This is a genomic window from Streptomyces sp. NBC_01264, from assembly GCF_026340675.1.
Classification (GTDB): domain Bacteria; phylum Actinomycetota; class Actinomycetes; order Streptomycetales; family Streptomycetaceae; genus Streptomyces.
The window spans coordinates 689,735-705,252 of sequence record NZ_JAPEOX010000001.1 but is presented as its reverse complement, the minus strand read 5'-3'; the positions used below and the strand labels follow the sequence as shown (position 1 = coordinate 705,252).

The following is a 15,518-nucleotide window of genomic DNA, read 5'->3' as shown; positions in this document are numbered from 1 at the left end:
ACGGGGTCCAGCAGACCGGCTTGCGCGAGCCCGAGCGCGGCCGAGTCGCCGGCGGCCAGGATCCGGACCTGCCGGTCGATGAGGTCGGTGCGCCGGCCAGCGTGCGGGCGAGGTCCTCGTCGGGATCGGGGACGCGGCCCGCGAGGTCGGTCAGCCGGTCGAGGAGATCGGCGGGCAGGGCCGGATTGGCGGCGAGGCCGCACAGGAGCCGGATCACGGCCGCACCACCCCGGGCCCGACCCGGGGCGCAATCCCGGACGCCGCCCCGGTCAGGGCCTTGGCCAGGGCCGCCGCGTAGGGCTGCGGACGGCGCCGTCGCGGTGTCAGCACGCCGATGTGCCGTGCGGGGCAGGGCGGTTCCACCGGTACGACGGCCACGCCGCGGCCTGCCAGATCGCCCTCCCCGGGCTCCTGGCCGAACCCGCCCCCGGCCCCGTGCGCATCCTGGTCTCCGACCACATCCTGCTCTCCGACCACATCCCGGCCTGAATCCTGGCCCGAGTCCCGGCCCGAGTCCTGGCCCGAGTCCCGACCCGAGTCCCGGCCTGAATCCCGGTCCGCATCCCAGCCCACATCCCTGCCCGAATCCCGGCCCGCATCCCCGTCCGCGACCCCGCCCCCCGCGGGCAGCGCGATCCGCGGGATCAGTGCGACGCCGACGCCCGCCGCGACGAGGGAGCGCGCGAAGAAGTAGTCGGTGGTGGAAGCCGCCACCCGGAGTTCGAAACCGGCTCCCTCCGCGTACCGCCGCAGGTAGGCCTCCGTCTTCAGGCAGCCCAGCACCCAGCGGTCGGAGGCGAGTTCGGCCGGGGCGACCGACGCGCGCCCCGCGAACCGGTGCCCCGGCGGCAGAACCAGCGCCAGCGGATCCTCCCGCAGTGGCAGCCAGTCGAGCGCGGCCCCCGGCCGGAGCGGCAGCGGTCCGTCGAAGTGGTAGGTCAGGGCCAGATCGGCGGCGCCCGAGCGGACCATCGGGACAGCCTCCTCCGGCTCCGCCTCCAGGACCGTCAGCTCCACCTCCGGGTGCGCGGCCACGAACCGGGCGAGGGCGCCCGGCAGCAGCTTCCGGCCGCCGCTCACGAAGGTGGCGACCGTGAGCCGGGGCCGCTCGGCGGTGACCCGGTCGATCTCGTGACGCACCCGGTCGAGCTCGGCCGACACCGCCTCCGCCGCCTCGACCAGCAGCCGGCCCGGCTCGGTGAGGGTGATTCCTCGGGTGCTGCGCACGGCGACGGGGTGCCCGAGGCCGCGCTCCAGCGCCGCGATGTGCTGGGAGACGGCCGAGGGCGTCAGGTGCAGTGCCGCGGCGGCCTTGTTGAAGCTGCCGTGCTCGGCCACGGCGCGCAGGATGCGCAGCCGCTGCACATCGATCATCAGTTTCCCTTACGACGCGAACAGCATTCCGGTAGTTCCACTGGGGACCGTACAGCGGCAGAGTCCCGGACATGAACAAGATTCTCGTCATCGGCGGAAGCCGCTATTTCGGAAAGCACCTGGTCACCCTCGAGCGGGACGCCGGGAACGAGGTGACCGTCCTCAACCGCGGCTCCGCCTCCCCGCCCCGGGGCGTCGGCCACCTGATCGCCGACCGGGAGGACGAAGCGGGGCTCCGCGCGGCGCTGGGGGAGCGCACCTTCGACGTGGTCTTCGACCAGGTCTGCTACACGCCCCGGCAGGCGGAGACCGCCCGCCGGGTCTTCGCCGGCCTCACCGGGCGGTACGTGATGACCTCGACGATGGAGGTCCACGACCCCGCGCCGCCCACCCCGGAGGCGCGCGCCTACGCCGAGGGCAAGCGGCGGGCCGAGCAGGTCCTGGGGGCGGAGCCCGCCTTCGGTCACGTCGCGGTGCGCACCGCGCATGTACTCGGGGGCGGCCGGGCGGAGTTCACCGGCCGGCTCGCGCACTACGTGGAGCGGATCGCCGCCGGGATCCCGGTGGCGGTGCACGCGGCCCCGTACCCCACCTCCTTCATCCAGCACCACGAGATCGCCCGCTTTCTCCACTGGGCGGGGCAGCAGGACTTCACCGGGCCGGTGAACGCCGCCTCGCACGGGGAGCTCGACGTGCTCGGGCTGTCCGGGGCCGTCGCCGAGCGGGTCGGCCGGGCGCCGCGCCTGCGGACCGTCCCGGCCGGGTCCGAGGCCTCGCCGTTCTCCTTCGACCGCGCCTACGCGATGGACAACGGGCGGGCCGCCGGGCTCGGCTTCCGCTTCGGGCGGGTCGCGGACTGGCTCCCGGAAGCCGTCGCGGAGAGCGCCGCCGAACTCGGGGCGGGGCGGTGACGGCGGCTCCCTCCCGGCCCCCTACCGGTCCCCGGCCCGGCGCTCCAACGGGGTTGCTACTGCCGAGTTGTTCACACTGAAGGTGACGCTGCCGGCCCGGTAACGGTCGTCGGACCACTCGATGGGGCGACCCGTACGGGTCGCGGAGACGTGCCGCTGGCGCAAAAGCGGGCTGCCGCGGCGGATTTCCAGCAGCCGGGCGTCCTCGCTGCCGGCGGGAAGCGCGTCGATGAGGTGCTCGCCGTAGTGGGCGACGATCCCGGAGTCGTTCGCCAGTCCGTCCATCACCGAGCGGCAGTCCTCGGGCATCTGCTCGACCGCCGCCGCCACCCAGTCGGCGTAGGTGGTCCGCTCGACCATCGTCGGCTCCCCGTCGAGCAGCCGGAGCCGCAGGACGGCGAGGATCTCCGTGCCGGGCGGCAGGGCCAGCCGGTCGGCCTCCTCGGTCGTCGCGGGGCGGCGGGTGCGCGACAGGAAGCGGCTCGCGGCCTGGTGGCCGACTCCCTCGGCCCACTGGGCGAAGCTGTTGAGCTCGCCGAAACTGTGCTTGCGCTCGTGGCGCAGGACGATCCTGCGGGCCCCCTGCCGCGAGCCGATCAGCCCCTCGGCGGCGAGCGTCGCCACGGCCTGGCGGACGGTGCCGCGCGAGGCCGACCAGTGCGCCGCCAGGTCGCTCTCCGAGGGCAGTTGGGCACCCACCGGGTACTGGCCGGACAGGATCGAGCGGCGCAGCGCCTCGGCGATCTCCAGATACCGCACCGTAGCCATGGTGTCCTGTTCCCCCTCGCGTGGATATGTGCACCGGCGGCACTGCCCGATGCCTGTCGCCCGCCACCAGCCTAGGCCGTGCCGGGTCCGAAGATCATCTTGAGGTCTTCCGTCATGGCTGTATCCGGCCAGTCTCCGGTCTTCGTCGAGACGTGCTCCACGCGACAGCCGCCGTTCACCGTCCGTACAGCGACCCAGGGCGAACTGGAGCCAACTTGTTCAGACAAGTGAATCCTTCCCCCAGCGTGCTCATGCGTTTTCGTCTCCGGGAGAGACCGTGCTCAGTTCCTCCGCCCGTCGCGGTGCGGCCGTCCTGCTCAGTGCCGCCGTGCTCACCACGCTCAGCGCGTGCGGCGCCGCACCCGACAAGACCGCCGGCTCCGCCGGTGGCGACGGCAAGAACAAGACCCAGCCCGGCGCCGCCACCTCGGTCGCCGACTTCGGAGGCCTGGAGGGCCTCGTCGCGGCCGCCGAGAAGGAGGGCGAGCTGAACGTCATCGCGCTGCCCGCCGACTGGGCGAACTACGGCGAGATCCAGAAGGCGTTCGCGGCCAAGTACCCCAAGGTCAAGATCAAGGCCGAGAACCCGGACGCCTCCAGCGCCGACGAGATCGCCGCGGTCAAGTCCCGCAAGGGCCAGACCCGCGCCCCCGACGTCCTGGACCTCGGCATCGCCTTCGCCCGCAGCGGCGCCGCCGAGAACCTCTTCGCCCCGTACAAGGTCACCGCCTGGGACCAGATCCCCGCCGCCCAGAAGGACGCGGACGCCCGCTGGTACAACGACTACGGCGGCTACGTCTCCATCGGCTGCGACGCCGCCCGCATCCCGAACTGCCCGCAGTCCTTCGCCGACCTGGCCAAGCCCGAGTACAAGGGCAAGGTCGCCCTCAACGGCAACCCGACCAAGTCCGGCTCCGCCTTCGGCGGCGTCTACGCGGCGGCCCTCGCGAACAAGGGCTCCTTCGCGGACATCCAGCCCGGCATCGACTTCTTCGGCCGGCTGAAGAAGAGCGGGAACTTCATCCCCGTCGAGTCCACCCCGGCCACCGTCGAGAAGGGCGAGACCCCCATCTCGATCGACTGGGACTACCTGAACGCCGGCTACGCCGAGCAGTTCAAGGGCAAGGGCGTCGACTGGAAGGTGGCCATCCCCACCGACGGCGTCTACGCCCAGTACTACTCGCAGGCCATCAACAAGGACGCCCCCCACCCGGCGGCCTCCCGCCTGTGGATGGAGTTCCTGTACAGCGCCGAGGGCCAGAACCTGTGGCTGAAGGGCTTCGCCCGTCCCGTGCTGCTGCCCGCCATGACCCAGGCCGGCACCGTCGACAAGGAAGCCGTCACCAAGCTCCCGCAGGTCCAGGGCACCCCGACCTTCCCGGCCTCCACCGAGCTGGACAAGGCCAAGGCCACCCTCGCCGAGAAGTGGGACAAGGCCCTCAGCTGATGTCCGCCTCCACCACCATCCCCCCAACGACGGGGACCGCCGGCGGCAGCACCACCCGCCGCCGGCGGCGCGGCCCGCGCACCTGGCTGGCCGCCCTCCCGCTCCTCGTCTTCACCGGCCTGTGCTTCGGCGTCCCGCTGGGCGCCATCGCCTTCGGCGCGGTCACCCGTACGGACCCGGTCAGCGGCGCCACCGAAGCGACCGGCGAGCACCTGGCGCGCTCCCTCCAGGGGCCCTACCTCGGCTCGCTCATCGGAAGCGTCCAGCTCTCCGGCCTCACCGCACTCGTGGCCGGCGTGCTCGGCGTCCTCATCGCGCAGGCCGTCGTCACCTCGCCCTCCCGCGCCCTGCGCGGGGCGACGCTGACCGCCTCCGGCGTCCTCGCCAACTTCGGCGGGGTCCCGCTCGCCTTCGCGTTCATCGCCACCGTCGGGATCTCCGGAGTCGTCACCCAGCTCGCCGACCTGACCGGCCTCGGCTGGAACCTCTACTCCTTCACCGGCCTCACCGTGGTCTACCTCTACTTCCTGACCCCGCTCATGGTGCTGGTGACCGTTCCCGCGCTGGACGGACTGCGCCCGCAGTGGCGCGAGGCCGCCCAGAACAACGGGGCGAGCGGATGGCAGTTCTGGCGCCACGTCGGCCTGCCCGTCCTCGCGCCCTCCCTGCTCGGCGGGTTCGTGCTGCTCTTCGGTACGGCCTTCGCCGCGCACGCCACGGCCGCCGCCCTCGTCGGCGGCTCCGTCCCGCTGGTCACGCTCAAGATCGCGGACGCCCTGTCCGGGAACGTGCTGACCGGCCAGGAGAACGTGGCCCTGGCCCTCGGCCTCGACATGATCGTGATCGCCGGCCTGGTCATGGCGGTCTACCTGCCCCTCCAGCGACGGAGCGCCCGATGGCTGCGATGACCCCGACGCCCGCCCCGAACGACGAGGCGGCCCCGGCGGCTCCGAGCGCCCCGGCCGCCGCGGATCCCCGGACCCGTGCGCCGCGCCGGCTGCGCTCCGGCTCCCGGCCCCGGGTGTGGCGCGGAGCCGTGCTCGCGCTCGCGGGCGCGTACTTCCTGCTCCCGCTCCTCGCCTCCTTCGTCTTCACCGTGCACGTCCCCGGCCAGGGCATCAGCTTCGAGGCGTACACCCAGCTGCTCGGCGCCGAGGGGTTCACCCGGAGCCTGCTGCTCTCCCTGTGCCTCGCCGCAGCGACCATCACCGCGTCGCTGCTCCTCGCCGTGCCCGCACTGGTCGCCGTACGCATCGGCTCGCCGCGGCTGCGCCCGGTCGTGGAGGTGATGTGCATGATGCCGCTGGTCGTGCCGCCGATCGCGCTGGTCACGGGCATCACCACGGTGCTGCGGTGGGGTCCCGAACACCTCTCCAGGACTCCGCTCTACCAGACCTTCCTCGCGGTCCAGAACCCGGACTTCCCCCTCGTCCTGGTCCTCGCGTACACCGTGCTCGCACTGCCCTTCGTCTACCGCTCCCTCGACGCGGGCCTGCGCGCCGTCGACGTCCCGACCCTGGTCGAGGCCGCCCGCAGCTGTGGCGCGAGCTGGCCCTACGTGGTCCTGCGCGTGATCCTGCCGAACCTGCGGACCGCCCTCGCCGGAGCCGCCTTCCTCACCCTGGCCCTGGTCCTCGGAGAGTTCACGATCGCCTCGCTGCTCGGCTTCCAGCCCTTCGCCGTGTGGATCGTGTCCATCTCCGGAGCACATGCCCGGATGTCGGTGGCCGTCTCCGTCCTCAGCCTCCTCATCACCTGGTTGTTGCTGCTCCTCCTCTCCCGGGCCGGGACCGCCCCCGCTACCGTGTCTCCCGGCCCCTCGCGAAACTCCCGTACCTCCCGCACCTCCGGCAAGGAGTCCTGACCCGCATGTCCCTCACCCTTCCCGAGGCCAGGAAGTCCGCGGAAAGCGAAGCGGCACCCGGCGGAGCGCGCGTCGAATTCCGCGGCCTGCGCCGGGCATTCGGCTCCACCGTCGCCCTCGACGGACTCGACCTCACCATCGAGCCCGGCGAACTCGTCGCCCTGCTGGGCCCGTCGGGCTGCGGAAAGACCACTGCGCTGCGCGTCGTCGCCGGCTTCGAGCAGCCCGACTCCGGCGAAGTCCTCCTCGACGGACAGGACATCACGCGGATCCCGGCCAACCGCCGTGACGCCGGAATGGTGTTCCAGTCGTACAGCCTCTTCCCGAACCTCAGCGCCCGCGACAACGTGGCCTTCGGCCTGCGGGTCCGCAAGGTCGGCGCGGCCGCCCGCCGCGAGCGCGCCGCCGAACTGCTCGACCTGGTCGGCCTGCCCGACCACGGCGACCGGTACCCGTACCAGATGTCCGGCGGGCAGCAGCAGCGCGTCGCGCTCGCCCGCGCCCTCGCCCTGCGCCCCCGCGTCCTGCTGCTGGACGAGCCGCTCTCCGCGCTCGACGCGAAGGTGCGGTCCGGTCTGCGCGAGGAGATCCGCCGGCTCCAGCTCTCCCTGGGCATCACCACCGTGTTCGTCACGCACGACCAGGAGGAGGCGCTGTCCATGGCCGACCGGGTCGCCGTGCTCAACGCGGGCCGCCTGGAGCAGTGCGCCGCCCCGGCCGAGCTGTACGAGCGGCCGGCGACCCCGTTCGTCGCCGAGTTCGTCGGAACCATGAACCGGCTCCCCGGACGGCTGGCCGGCTCCGGGACGGTGGAGGTGGCCGGTTCCCGGCTGCCGGTGGACGGCCCGGTGCCCTCGACCCCGGACGTCGAGGTCCTCGTACGCCCCGAGAACGTCACGGTGACGGCGGACGAGCGGGGCGCGGCAACCGTCGTCTCGGCCTCGTTCTTCGGGTCGGTGACCCGGCTGCACCTGGACCTGCCCGACGGCATCCGGGTCAAGGCCGACCTGCCCTCGCGCGAGGCGGGAGCGCTCGTACCGGGCGCGCGGGCGGCCGTGGGACTGGCCGAACGCCCCGTCCTCGTCGTCGCCACCACGGCCGAGGCCCCGGCCACGGCCTCGGACCCGGAAGAAGCCTCATGACCCGACTCGCCGCCGTCCTCTTCGACATGGACGGAACCCTCGTCGACACCGAGGTCCTGTGGTGGCAGACCACCGTGGAGATCGCCGCGGACCTGGGCCACGCCCTGACCGACGCCGACGCGCCCGAGGTGGTCGGCCGGGCGGTGGAGGACACCGCCGCGCACCTCGTACGGGTCTCCGGCGCGGGGGACGTGCGGGAGGTGGCGCGGGTCCTGACCGAGAGCTTCTTCGGCCGGGTCGAGGAGGGCGCGCCGATGCGGCCGGGCGCGCAGCAGCTGCTCACCGCCCTGGAGGCCGAAGGCATACCGTTCGCGCTGGTCAGCGCCTCGCCGCGGGTGGTCGTGGACTCGGTGGTGGGAGGCTCGCTGGCCCACGTGCCCTTCGCCCTGACCCTGTCCGCGGACGACACCTCCCTGACCAAGCCGCACCCGGACCCCTACCGGGCCGCCGCGGCGCGCCTCGGCGTGGAGCCGTGGAATTGCGTGGCGGTCGAGGACTCCCCGGACGGCGCGGCCTCGGCGGAGGCGGCCGGCTGCGGCGTGCTGGTGGTCCCGTCCCTGCTGGAGGTCCCCGCGTCGCCGGTACGCACCTTCGCGCCCTCCCTCACCGAGGTCACGTCGGCCACCCTCCGGGACTGCCTGGTGCCCGCACCCAGGTCCTGAAGCGCCCCGGTGCCGGACCCGGTCGGGCCCGGCACCGGGGCCGGGCACCCGGGCAGTCGGCGGTGAGGTGGTCGGGTCGTCAGGCGATCAGGCCGTCAGGCGATCAGGCCGTCACGCGGTCAGTCAGTCAGGCCGTCAGGTCGAGGAGGCGCAGGATGCCGTCCGCGTAGGCGGCCGAGACGGAGCCCGGGCACCGGGCCGCCGCCTCGCGCAGGCCCGGCAGCTCGGCGCGGATGTGCGCGGCGCACTGGCCGTACAGCCCGGCCTCGTGCGAGGAGCCGTCGTCCTCGGCGCCGAGCAGGCTCAGCAGTGCCCACAGGAGGGCCTCGCGCGTCAGTTGCCGGGGCGGGCCGGCGGCCCAGACGGCCATCAGGACCCCGGACACCGCCGGGGCGGGCGGCCGCAGCACGCCGGTGTGGAAGGCATGGCCCTCTAGGGCGCGGAACGCGGCCGGGTGTCCCTCGGCCGCGTCCCACAACGTGTCCGCGAGGTGATCGAGATGCCCGGCCGGGCGGCCGCAGCCGCAGTCGATGGAGCTCCAGTCGTGCCGGGCGATCTCCCGGGCCACCGCGTCGGGCACCAGTGGACTGGTGCGGGGCTGCTTATCCGTCGTTCTCACGCGAGAAGTATGGGATCAGGCCGGTGGCCAGTAAAGAGCGGCCCGCCCGAAGGGGACCGGGAGGTCAGCCGCCGTGTCCCTGGCAGCCGCAGCCCTTCGCCGCGGCGCGCGGGAGTCCCTGCGTGAACTCGCTCTGGGAGAACACCGCGAGGACCGTCGCCGGCTCCGTGCCGTGGTTGACCAGGGTGATCTCCTTGCCCGCGGGCAGCATCGCGAAGGTGCCCGGAGCCACCGTCTTGGCGCCGCACCCGCACGAGGCCTCGACCGTCCCGGTGACGCCGGTGAGGAGCAGTTCGGACGCCCCGTGCGCGTGGGCCGGGATCGTCCCGCCGGCCGGCACCTGGATCCGGACGGCCGCGAGCTCGCGGAACGGGCCGCCCTCGGGGTCGAGGCGCAGCGCCGGGCCGGCGCCGGCGGTCGTGTCGGGGGTGGTGTCGATGATCATGCCGAACATGTGTGGTTCCTCTACGCGTTGGTGTGCGGCTCCCGCCGCGCGGGCCGTGCCACGGCCACCGGTCCTTCCGGTCACGCTTCGAATTTAGATGACGGGCATCGTCTCAATACCGGGTGGAACGTCCCGACCTCCCGGGCCTTTCGCCCCGCCCGGGTCATGGCAGGCTGGCCCCGTGAACGAGGCACCGCGCGACCCGGCCCCCAGGACACCGCTCTACCTGAAGGTCGCCGGGGACCTGCGGACCGCCATCACCGCGGGCGAGTACGGATCCGGCGCGCGCCTGCCCGCCGAGGACGAGCTCGCCCGCCGCTACGGGGTCTCCAGGGGTACGGTGCGCCAGGCCCTCGCCGCCCTGCGGACCGACGGGCTGATCACTTCGCGGCGGGGCACCCGCCGGGTCGTCCTCGGCGGCGGCGCGGGGGAGGCCGGGGGAGTCGCGGAGCTCCGTAGCTTCACCCGGTGGGCCCGCTCCCTCGGCGAGGAACCCGGAGGGCGGACCGTGGCCGTGGAGCGCGGCGAGGCCGACGCCGAGGAGGCGGAGCACCTGCGGATCGACGCGGGCGCCCTCGTGTACCGCGTACTGCGGCTGCGCACCCTGTCCGGGGTGCCCGTGATGGTGGAGCGCACCACGTACCCGGAGCCGGTCGGCGTACTGGTCGCGGACATGCCGCCGGACACGGTCTCGTACTCCGAGCAGCTCGCCCGGCACGGAGTCCTCTTCGCCGACGCCCATCACACCATCGACATCGCGGCGGCCGACGCGGACGACGCACGGCTGCTGGGCTGCCCGGCGGGCGAGGCCCTGCTGCGCGAACGGCGCCGGTCCACGGACCCGGCCGGCGTCCCGGTGGAGTGGTCGCAGGACCGCTACCTGCCGGGGACGGTGTCCTTCACCGTGCACACGACCGCCGCCAGTGCGCTGGGACGCCTGCTCGGTCCGCTGAGCCCCCCGAGTCCGCCGAGCCTGCTGAGCCCGCCGAGCCCGCCGAGCCCGCCGAGCCCGCTCAGCCCCTGATCAGGCGTTCTCGATCAGCAGGGCCTCCAGCAGCGGCCGGAAGTGGTCGAAGTCCGGGGTGGCGAGGTCGGGGTCCTTGGCCTGCTCGTCCCAGCGGCGCACGGCCACCGCGTCGGCCGCCCCCGGGAGCGCCTCGAACGCCCGCGCCTGCTCGGCGGTCATCGGGCCGCCCTGGACGCGCAGGGTGTGCACGGAGGCCTCGGAGAGCAGGTCGAAGTAGCCCGGCTCGGCCGTGCACAGGTACCGCTTGGCGGCCACGTGCAGCCGGACCGGCTCGGTCACCTCCGGCCCGAACCACCGGGCCAGCCAGTCGGCCCCGGTGTGGCTGTGCCGGTTGTCCTGGCCGCCCTCCATCAGGTCGCGGCCGGTCACGGTTCCGTGGAAGTGCCCGATGTCGTGCAGCAGCGCCGCCACCACCAGGTGGGCGGGGGCCCCGGCGGCCTCGGCGAGGGCCCCGGCCTGGAGCATGTGCCCGGCCTGGGTGACGGCCTCGCCGAAGTACTCGGCGCTGCCCTCGCCCTCGAAGAGGCGGGCGAGCGCGTCGACCGCGCCGGAGTCGGGGTTGTCGTGGTCGTGGTCGTTCACGCGGAGGCTCCTTCGCGGCGCAGGACGGCAAGGGTGGAGAGCAGCCCGTCGAGATCGGCGTACGTCCCCTGGAGGTGGCGGCCCCCCGATTCGGCGAAGGCCGTACGGGCGTGCAGCAGGCGGGTGTTGTCGAAGACCACGCAGTCCCCGGGGGCGAGGCGGAAGTCGAGCCGGAGCCCGGGCCGTTCCAGCAGCTCGCCGAAGAGGCGGTAGGCCGCGTAGAACTCCTCCAGCACGGCGGCGGGCCGGTGCAGGGTGGAGATGGAGCGGTTGTTGAAGCGGACCTCGCGGATCCGCCCGAGCGGGTCCACGTCGATCAGGGGCCGTTGGGCCCGCAGTTCGCAGTGCGCGTCGGCGAAGGCGAACTCCACGGGCACGCGGGTCAGCACCTCGAAGGCCTCCGGGGAGCGCTCCCGCAGCAGCGCGGCGGCGTGGAAGCCGTCGACCAGTCCGGAGTCGCCGCCCTTGGCCTCGTTGCGCAGGCAGTGCAGCAGCTGGAGGGTCGGTACGGGATCCCGGTAGGGGTTGTCGGTGTGCGGGGTGATCAGCGCGCCGGTGAAGGCCAGGTTGTTGGGGTCGGCCTCCACACGGACCTCGAAGAGCTCCCCGTAGTTCGTCTCGCGGACGAAGCCGAAGGTCCGGGCCACGTCCAGCACCATCCGGTCCCGGCACGGAACCTCCCGCAGGAGGGCGAAGCCCAGCCGGACCACGCTGTCGAGGACCTGCTCGCGGACCTCGCGGGAGCTGATGTAGGCGTCCCAGCCGGCCTGCGGGATCCGCCCCTCCAGGTCACCTGCCGCCCACAGTTCCTTGTCCGCCTCGGTCCGTCCGTCCCCGGCCGCGCGGTACTCCGCTCCGTCCGGGCCGTGGGCTTCGAGCCACTGGAGCGGGTACACGGAGCGGTGGCCGTCCGGCTGCCACACCACCTCCCAGCCCGGTCCGCCGTCGGGGGCCGGCGCTTCGCGCACCGGCGCCGACGGCCAGGCCGGCGGGCAGCTCGGTGATCTGGAACAGCTTCTGGCCGGTGCGCGGGTCGCGGCACTCGGCGCAGGGACAGTTGTCGCGCAGCCAGGGCGCGGGCGGGCGGGTAATCGCCGGTACGGACATCGTGGCTCCTGCCATCCATCCTCGGAGAAGTTGTATATACAACTCTGGGGTGCCCGCAGCCTGACAGGAGGAGGTGACCGGCAGGTGGCGCCCAGATGGCCGGAACCGGATCGAGGTGCCGGCCGTCTGAGACCGGGGCGGACGGGTCCGCCCGTGGGCGGCCCCTCGGCCGGCCGGGCGAGGAATGCGGGGGAGACGGTGCGGACGGCAAGGGCGCGGGCGGCAGGCGTGCGGGTGGCGGGCATGCAAGTGGCAGGACGGCGAACGGTCGCGTGGATCAGGCGGAGGGCCGGACTCCTTCTCCTCGCCCTGCTCGCGACGCAGTTGGGGTCCCTGGTCAGCCCCGCCTACGCCTGCGGCTGCGGGGCCATGGTCCCGGACGGCACCTCGCGGATCGGAGTCTCCCGGGAGGCCTCCGTGGTCCGCTGGGACGGCCGGACCGAGCAGGTGGCCATGCAGTTCACGGTCGGCGGCGATGCCAAGCGGGCCGCCTGGGTCATGCCGGTGCCCGGGCGGGCCACGGTGCGCCTCGGCGATGCCGGGCTCTTCTCGCACCTGGTCGACCTGACCGGGCCCGAGTACCGCACCCGCGGCTACTTCTGGCCCCGGCGCGGGGACTGGCCCCTCGACTCGGGCCGGGGGGACACGGCCGGAGCGCCGCCGCCAGGAAGCGCCGGGGCCGAGGTCGGCGTCATCGGCCGGGAGCGGCTCGGCGACTTCGACGTGGCCCGCCTGACCGCGACCGACCCCGGGGCGCTGGGCGACTGGCTCGAGGCCAACGGCTTCGAACTCCCCGACCGGCTCACCGCCGAGCTGAAGCCGTACGTGGACCAGCGCTGGGAGTACGTCGCCGTACGGCTCGCCCCCCGGGAGCCCGGCGCCACCCTGCGCGGCACCCTGGATCCGCTGCTGATCCGCTTCGAGAGCGACCGGCTCGTCTACCCGATGCGGCTGTCACGGCTCGCCGCAAGCGCCCAGTCCCTGGGCCTGTACGTCCTGGCGGAGCACCGCATGGAACCCGTCTCCGCCATCGGCGGCGACGCGCCGGAGGTGACCTTCGCCGGACGGATCACCCCGAAGGGACCGGTCGCCGAATTCGCGGGCACGGAGCCGGTGTTCCTGACGGCGATCGACCAGAGCTTCCCGGTCCCGTCCCGGATCGACGGCGACCACGAACTGCGCGCCACCGCCGGGGACGCCCCGTTCCGCCGGGTCGAGTACACCGACGAGCTGCTCACGGCCGGGGGCGTCCCGGTCTGGATCCTCACGATCGGGGCCGTGCTCGTGGCGGCCGCCCTGGCGGCCGTCCTGACCGTACCGCGGCTGCGCCGCCCCCGGCCGGCAGCCGTACAAGAGACGCCCTAGCGCAGCCCGCGCTCCGCGTGCCGCCCGGCCTCCCGGGCCAGTGCGGGGGCGCAGAGCCACCAGGCGACCAGCCCGGCGCCCACGCCGGCCACCGCTCCGGCGAAGGTGTCGCTGAGCCAGTGCGCGTGCAGCCAGGTGCGGCTCCACATCATCGCCGCGACGAAGACCGCGCCGCCGATCCACCAGGCCCGGCGCCGGGCGGCGGGGACGAGGACCGCACCGACGATGACGACCAGGAGCGCCGCACCGGCCGCGCGTCCGGAGGGGAAGGAGCCGTGGTCGACCCGGACCAGCGGGTTCTCCGGGCGCGGCCGGTCCACCAGGTGCTTGAGGCCCTGTACGACGAGCATGTTTCCGGCCATGTAGACGACGAAGAGGAACCCCGCCGACACCCAGCGCCGCCGGACGAGCAGGAAGAGCAGCAGGGCGAGCGGGACGACCGAGCCGGCCGGGCCCCCGAACCAGTTCAGCAGCGCGGCGACCACGGAGGGGAACCCGTCGTGTGGTCCGCCCATCCAGGACAGCCGGCGGTCGTCGAGCCCCTGGAAGGGCGGCTGTGTCACGTCCCTCCGCACGACGAGCGCGAGCGCGGCTGCGGCTCCGAGCAGCGCGACTCCGAGGGTGAGGTGCCGCTGCGCCTGCTGCCCCGGTCGGTCGCGGTCGCGGGGACGGCGACTCCGAGAACCGGGTCGGCGGGGGTCGTGGACATGGTGGTGCTGCCTCTCGCGGAGGGTGGAAAGGAGGGGGACGAGGGGTGTGAAGGGAGCGTGCGGGTGGCACGAGGGGACGCGTGGGAGGAGTGGCCGATTCGCGTGGCCACATCTCGTGCTTACACGTGTAATCAAGGAATGTAGCCATGCCCTCCCGGCACCACAAGCCCCTCACGGCCGGATGATCGTGATGCCGTGTCCCGGCGCCGTCCCCATCGCCGCCAGCGCGGCCGGTGCCCCGTCCAGCGGGATCGTGGAGGCGACCAGCAGGTCCGGCCGCAGCACCCCGGAGCGGACCAGTTCCATCATCGGCGGGTACGCGTGCGCGGCCATCCCGTGGCTGCCGAGGATCTCCAGCTCCCAGCCGATGACCCGCTCCATGGGCAGCGCCGCGACCCCCTGCGCCGCGGGCAGCAGCCCGACCTGTACGTGCCGTCCGCGCCGGCGCAGCCCGGCCACCGACGCCGCCGCCGTGACCGGGGAACCCAGCGCGTCGAGCGACAGGTGCGCACCGCCGCGCGTGACGTCCCGTACGGCCTCGACCACGTCGACCCGCCCTGGGTCCACGCAGTGCGCGGCCCCGAAGGCCCGCGCCAACTCCAGGGCCCCCGGAGCGGTGTCCACGGCCACCACCCGGGCCCCCGCCGCCACCGCGATCATCACGGCCGACAGCCCCACCCCGCCGCAGCCGTGTACGGCGACCCACTCGCCCGGCGCCACCCGCCCCTGGGCGACGACGGCCCGGAAGGCCGTCGCGAAACGGCAGCCCAGCCCGGCCGCGGTGTCGTACGAGAGCTCCCCGGGCACCGCCACCAGGTTGACGTCGGCGTGCTCCAGGGCCACGTACTCGGCGAAGGACCCCCAGTGAGTGAATCCCGGCTGTGTCTGCCGGGCACACACCTGGTGCTGCCCCGCGGCGCACTCGGGACAGCTGCCGCAGGCGCAGACGAACGGAACCGTCACCCGGTCCCCGGTCCGCCAGTTGACGACTCCCGGGCCCACCGCCTCGACCACACCGGCCAGTTCGTGGCCGGGCACGTGCGGGAGCGTGATGTCCGGATCGTGGCCCATCCACCCGTGCCAGTCGCTGCGGCACAGCCCCGTCGCCTCGACCCGTACGACCACGCCACCGGCGGCCGGCAGCGGATCGGCCACCTGCCGCACCTCGCCGGGCTCCCCGTACCGCTCGAACACCATCGCGCGCACGCCGACCGCCTCCACTCGCCTGATCCGTCCGACCCGGGCTCACTTGTCGGCCCCGGGAACGGATGCGAAGCTGCGGGGACGACCACCACACACCATCAGGGGGACCTCATGACCCGCAAGACGACCCGCAAGCGCGCCACGGCTGCCGCCGCCGTATCCGTCCTGCTCGCCCTCACCGTTACCGCCCTCGGCGCGAGCGCGTCGGCGTACGCGGCCGCGGGCGACAAGAAGGTCGAGGTCATCAAGTAGCGCTACCGGCCCCCGGTCCGGTGCCCGGCGCGGCTCCCGG

16 protein-coding genes and 2 pseudogenes are annotated in these 15,518 nt (G+C 73.8%); 9 read left to right on the top strand and 9 right to left on the bottom strand.

What is annotated here, in order from left to right; translation table 11 throughout:
• Positions 1-627 precede the first annotated feature (627 nt).
• Positions 628-1,374 (bottom strand): annotated as a pseudogene (locus OG435_RS03230) (LysR family transcriptional regulator); the annotation flags it as partial.
• A gap of 71 nt (positions 1,375-1,445) precedes the next feature.
• On the opposite strand from OG435_RS03230, the gene OG435_RS03225 reads away from it, so the two are divergent.
• Positions 1,446-2,285, top strand: coding sequence for a reductase (locus OG435_RS03225; protein ID WP_266875173.1), 840 nt, complete (start codon positions 1,446-1,448; stop codon positions 2,283-2,285).
• 21 nt (positions 2,286-2,306) lie between these two features.
• On the opposite strand, the gene OG435_RS03220 is transcribed toward OG435_RS03225, so the two are convergent.
• The gene (locus tag OG435_RS03220; RefSeq protein ID WP_266875172.1) at positions 2,307-3,053 is read right to left on the bottom strand and encodes a GntR family transcriptional regulator; all 747 of its coding nucleotides are present in this window, start codon (positions 3,051-3,053) and stop codon (positions 2,307-2,309) included.
• 277 nt (positions 3,054-3,330) lie between these two features.
• On the opposite strand from OG435_RS03220, the gene OG435_RS03215 reads away from it, so the two are divergent.
• From OG435_RS03215 to OG435_RS03195, 5 genes are read left to right on the top strand one after another with little or no spacing between them, the layout of a single operon-like run.
• A complete protein-coding gene (locus OG435_RS03215) occupies positions 3,331-4,500 on the top strand; it encodes an ABC transporter substrate-binding protein (RefSeq protein ID WP_430625567.1) in 1,170 nt (389 codons plus the stop codon).
• Entirely contained in the window at positions 4,500-5,408 is a 909-nt protein-coding gene (locus OG435_RS03210; RefSeq protein WP_266875171.1) for an ABC transporter permease, read from the top strand. Before OG435_RS03215 ends, OG435_RS03210 begins: the two co-directional genes overlap by 1 nt.
• Complete coding sequence (locus OG435_RS03205; RefSeq protein ID WP_266875170.1) at positions 5,396-6,364, top strand: ABC transporter permease; 969 nt, start codon at positions 5,396-5,398, stop codon at positions 6,362-6,364. The genes OG435_RS03210 and OG435_RS03205 overlap by 13 nt, the downstream gene beginning before the upstream one ends.
• A gap of 5 nt (positions 6,365-6,369) precedes the next feature.
• Positions 6,370-7,506 (top strand): ABC transporter ATP-binding protein, encoded by a 1,137-nt coding sequence (locus OG435_RS03200; protein ID WP_266875169.1) that lies wholly within the window; start codon positions 6,370-6,372, stop codon positions 7,504-7,506.
• Complete coding sequence (locus OG435_RS03195; RefSeq protein ID WP_266875168.1) at positions 7,503-8,168, top strand: HAD family hydrolase; 666 nt, start codon at positions 7,503-7,505, stop codon at positions 8,166-8,168. The genes OG435_RS03200 and OG435_RS03195 overlap by 4 nt, the downstream gene beginning before the upstream one ends.
• Before the next feature lie 127 nt (positions 8,169-8,295).
• Here the strand turns inward: OG435_RS03195 and OG435_RS03190 are convergent, their stop codons facing one another.
• The gene (locus OG435_RS03190) at positions 8,296-8,787 is read right to left on the bottom strand and encodes a hypothetical protein (RefSeq protein ID WP_266875167.1); all 492 of its coding nucleotides are present in this window, start codon (positions 8,785-8,787) and stop codon (positions 8,296-8,298) included.
• Between the two features lie 64 nt (positions 8,788-8,851).
• Complete coding sequence (locus OG435_RS03185; RefSeq protein WP_266875166.1) at positions 8,852-9,241, bottom strand: cupin domain-containing protein; 390 nt, start codon at positions 9,239-9,241, stop codon at positions 8,852-8,854.
• Between the two features lie 172 nt (positions 9,242-9,413).
• Between OG435_RS03185 and OG435_RS03180 the strand changes: the two genes are divergently transcribed.
• The gene (locus OG435_RS03180) at positions 9,414-10,256 is read left to right on the top strand and encodes a GntR family transcriptional regulator (RefSeq protein ID WP_266875165.1); all 843 of its coding nucleotides are present in this window, start codon (positions 9,414-9,416) and stop codon (positions 10,254-10,256) included.
• Here the strand turns inward: OG435_RS03180 and OG435_RS03175 are convergent, their stop codons facing one another.
• The 3 genes and pseudogenes from OG435_RS03175 to OG435_RS03165 all read right to left on the bottom strand — a co-directional run.
• A complete protein-coding gene (locus OG435_RS03175) occupies positions 10,257-10,841 on the bottom strand; it encodes a phosphonate degradation HD-domain oxygenase (protein WP_266875164.1) in 585 nt (194 codons plus the stop codon).
• On the bottom strand, positions 10,838-11,809 hold the full coding sequence (locus tag OG435_RS03170) for a TauD/TfdA family dioxygenase (RefSeq protein WP_266875163.1): 972 nt from the start codon (positions 11,807-11,809) through the stop codon (positions 10,838-10,840). Before OG435_RS03170 ends, OG435_RS03175 begins: the two co-directional genes overlap by 4 nt.
• 34 nt (positions 11,810-11,843) lie before the next feature.
• Positions 11,844-11,948, bottom strand: a pseudogene (locus tag OG435_RS03165) (gamma-butyrobetaine hydroxylase-like domain-containing protein); the annotation flags it as partial.
• 243 nt (positions 11,949-12,191) lie between these two features.
• Here OG435_RS03165 and OG435_RS03160 point away from each other — a divergent pair.
• The gene (locus OG435_RS03160) at positions 12,192-13,313 is read left to right on the top strand and encodes a DUF2330 domain-containing protein (protein ID WP_266875162.1); all 1,122 of its coding nucleotides are present in this window, start codon (positions 12,192-12,194) and stop codon (positions 13,311-13,313) included.
• Here the strand turns inward: OG435_RS03160 and OG435_RS03155 are convergent.
• Together OG435_RS03155 and OG435_RS03150 are read right to left on the bottom strand one after the other, a co-directional pair.
• Positions 13,310-13,876, bottom strand: a complete 567-nt coding sequence (locus OG435_RS03155; RefSeq protein WP_266875161.1) for a phosphatase PAP2 family protein — start codon at positions 13,874-13,876, stop codon at positions 13,310-13,312. The genes OG435_RS03160 and OG435_RS03155 overlap by 4 nt on opposite strands.
• A 318-nt stretch (positions 13,877-14,194) precedes the next feature.
• Entirely contained in the window at positions 14,195-15,229 is a 1,035-nt protein-coding gene (locus tag OG435_RS03150) for a zinc-dependent alcohol dehydrogenase family protein (RefSeq protein WP_266875160.1), read from the bottom strand.
• A 108-nt stretch (positions 15,230-15,337) separates the two neighbouring features.
• On the opposite strand from OG435_RS03150, the gene OG435_RS03145 reads away from it, so the two are divergent.
• Positions 15,338-15,478 (top strand): hypothetical protein, encoded by a 141-nt coding sequence (locus tag OG435_RS03145; RefSeq protein ID WP_266875159.1) that lies wholly within the window; start codon positions 15,338-15,340, stop codon positions 15,476-15,478.
• The last annotated feature ends 40 nt before the right edge of the window (positions 15,479-15,518 follow it).

Excerpts from the sequence above, each read along its gene's own strand:
- OG435_RS03225 (WP_266875173.1), top strand. The coding sequence starts at position 1,446 with ATGAACAAGATTCTCGTCATCGGCGGAAGCCGCTATTTCGGAAAGCAC.
- OG435_RS03220 (WP_266875172.1), bottom strand. The coding sequence starts at position 3,053 with ATGGCTACGGTGCGGTATCTGGAGATCGCCGAGGCGCTGCGCCGCTCG.
- OG435_RS03210 (WP_266875171.1), top strand. The coding sequence starts at position 4,500 with ATGTCCGCCTCCACCACCATCCCCCCAACGACGGGGACCGCCGGCGGC.
- OG435_RS03205 (WP_266875170.1), top strand. The coding sequence starts at position 5,396 with ATGGCTGCGATGACCCCGACGCCCGCCCCGAACGACGAGGCGGCCCCG.
- OG435_RS03200 (WP_266875169.1), top strand. The coding sequence starts at position 6,370 with ATGTCCCTCACCCTTCCCGAGGCCAGGAAGTCCGCGGAAAGCGAAGCG.
- OG435_RS03195 (WP_266875168.1), top strand. The coding sequence starts at position 7,503 with ATGACCCGACTCGCCGCCGTCCTCTTCGACATGGACGGAACCCTCGTC.
- OG435_RS03185 (WP_266875166.1), bottom strand. The coding sequence starts at position 9,241 with ATGTTCGGCATGATCATCGACACCACCCCCGACACGACCGCCGGCGCC.
- OG435_RS03160 (WP_266875162.1), top strand. The coding sequence starts at position 12,192 with ATGCAAGTGGCAGGACGGCGAACGGTCGCGTGGATCAGGCGGAGGGCC.
- OG435_RS03145 (WP_266875159.1), top strand. The coding sequence starts at position 15,338 with ATGACCCGCAAGACGACCCGCAAGCGCGCCACGGCTGCCGCCGCCGTA.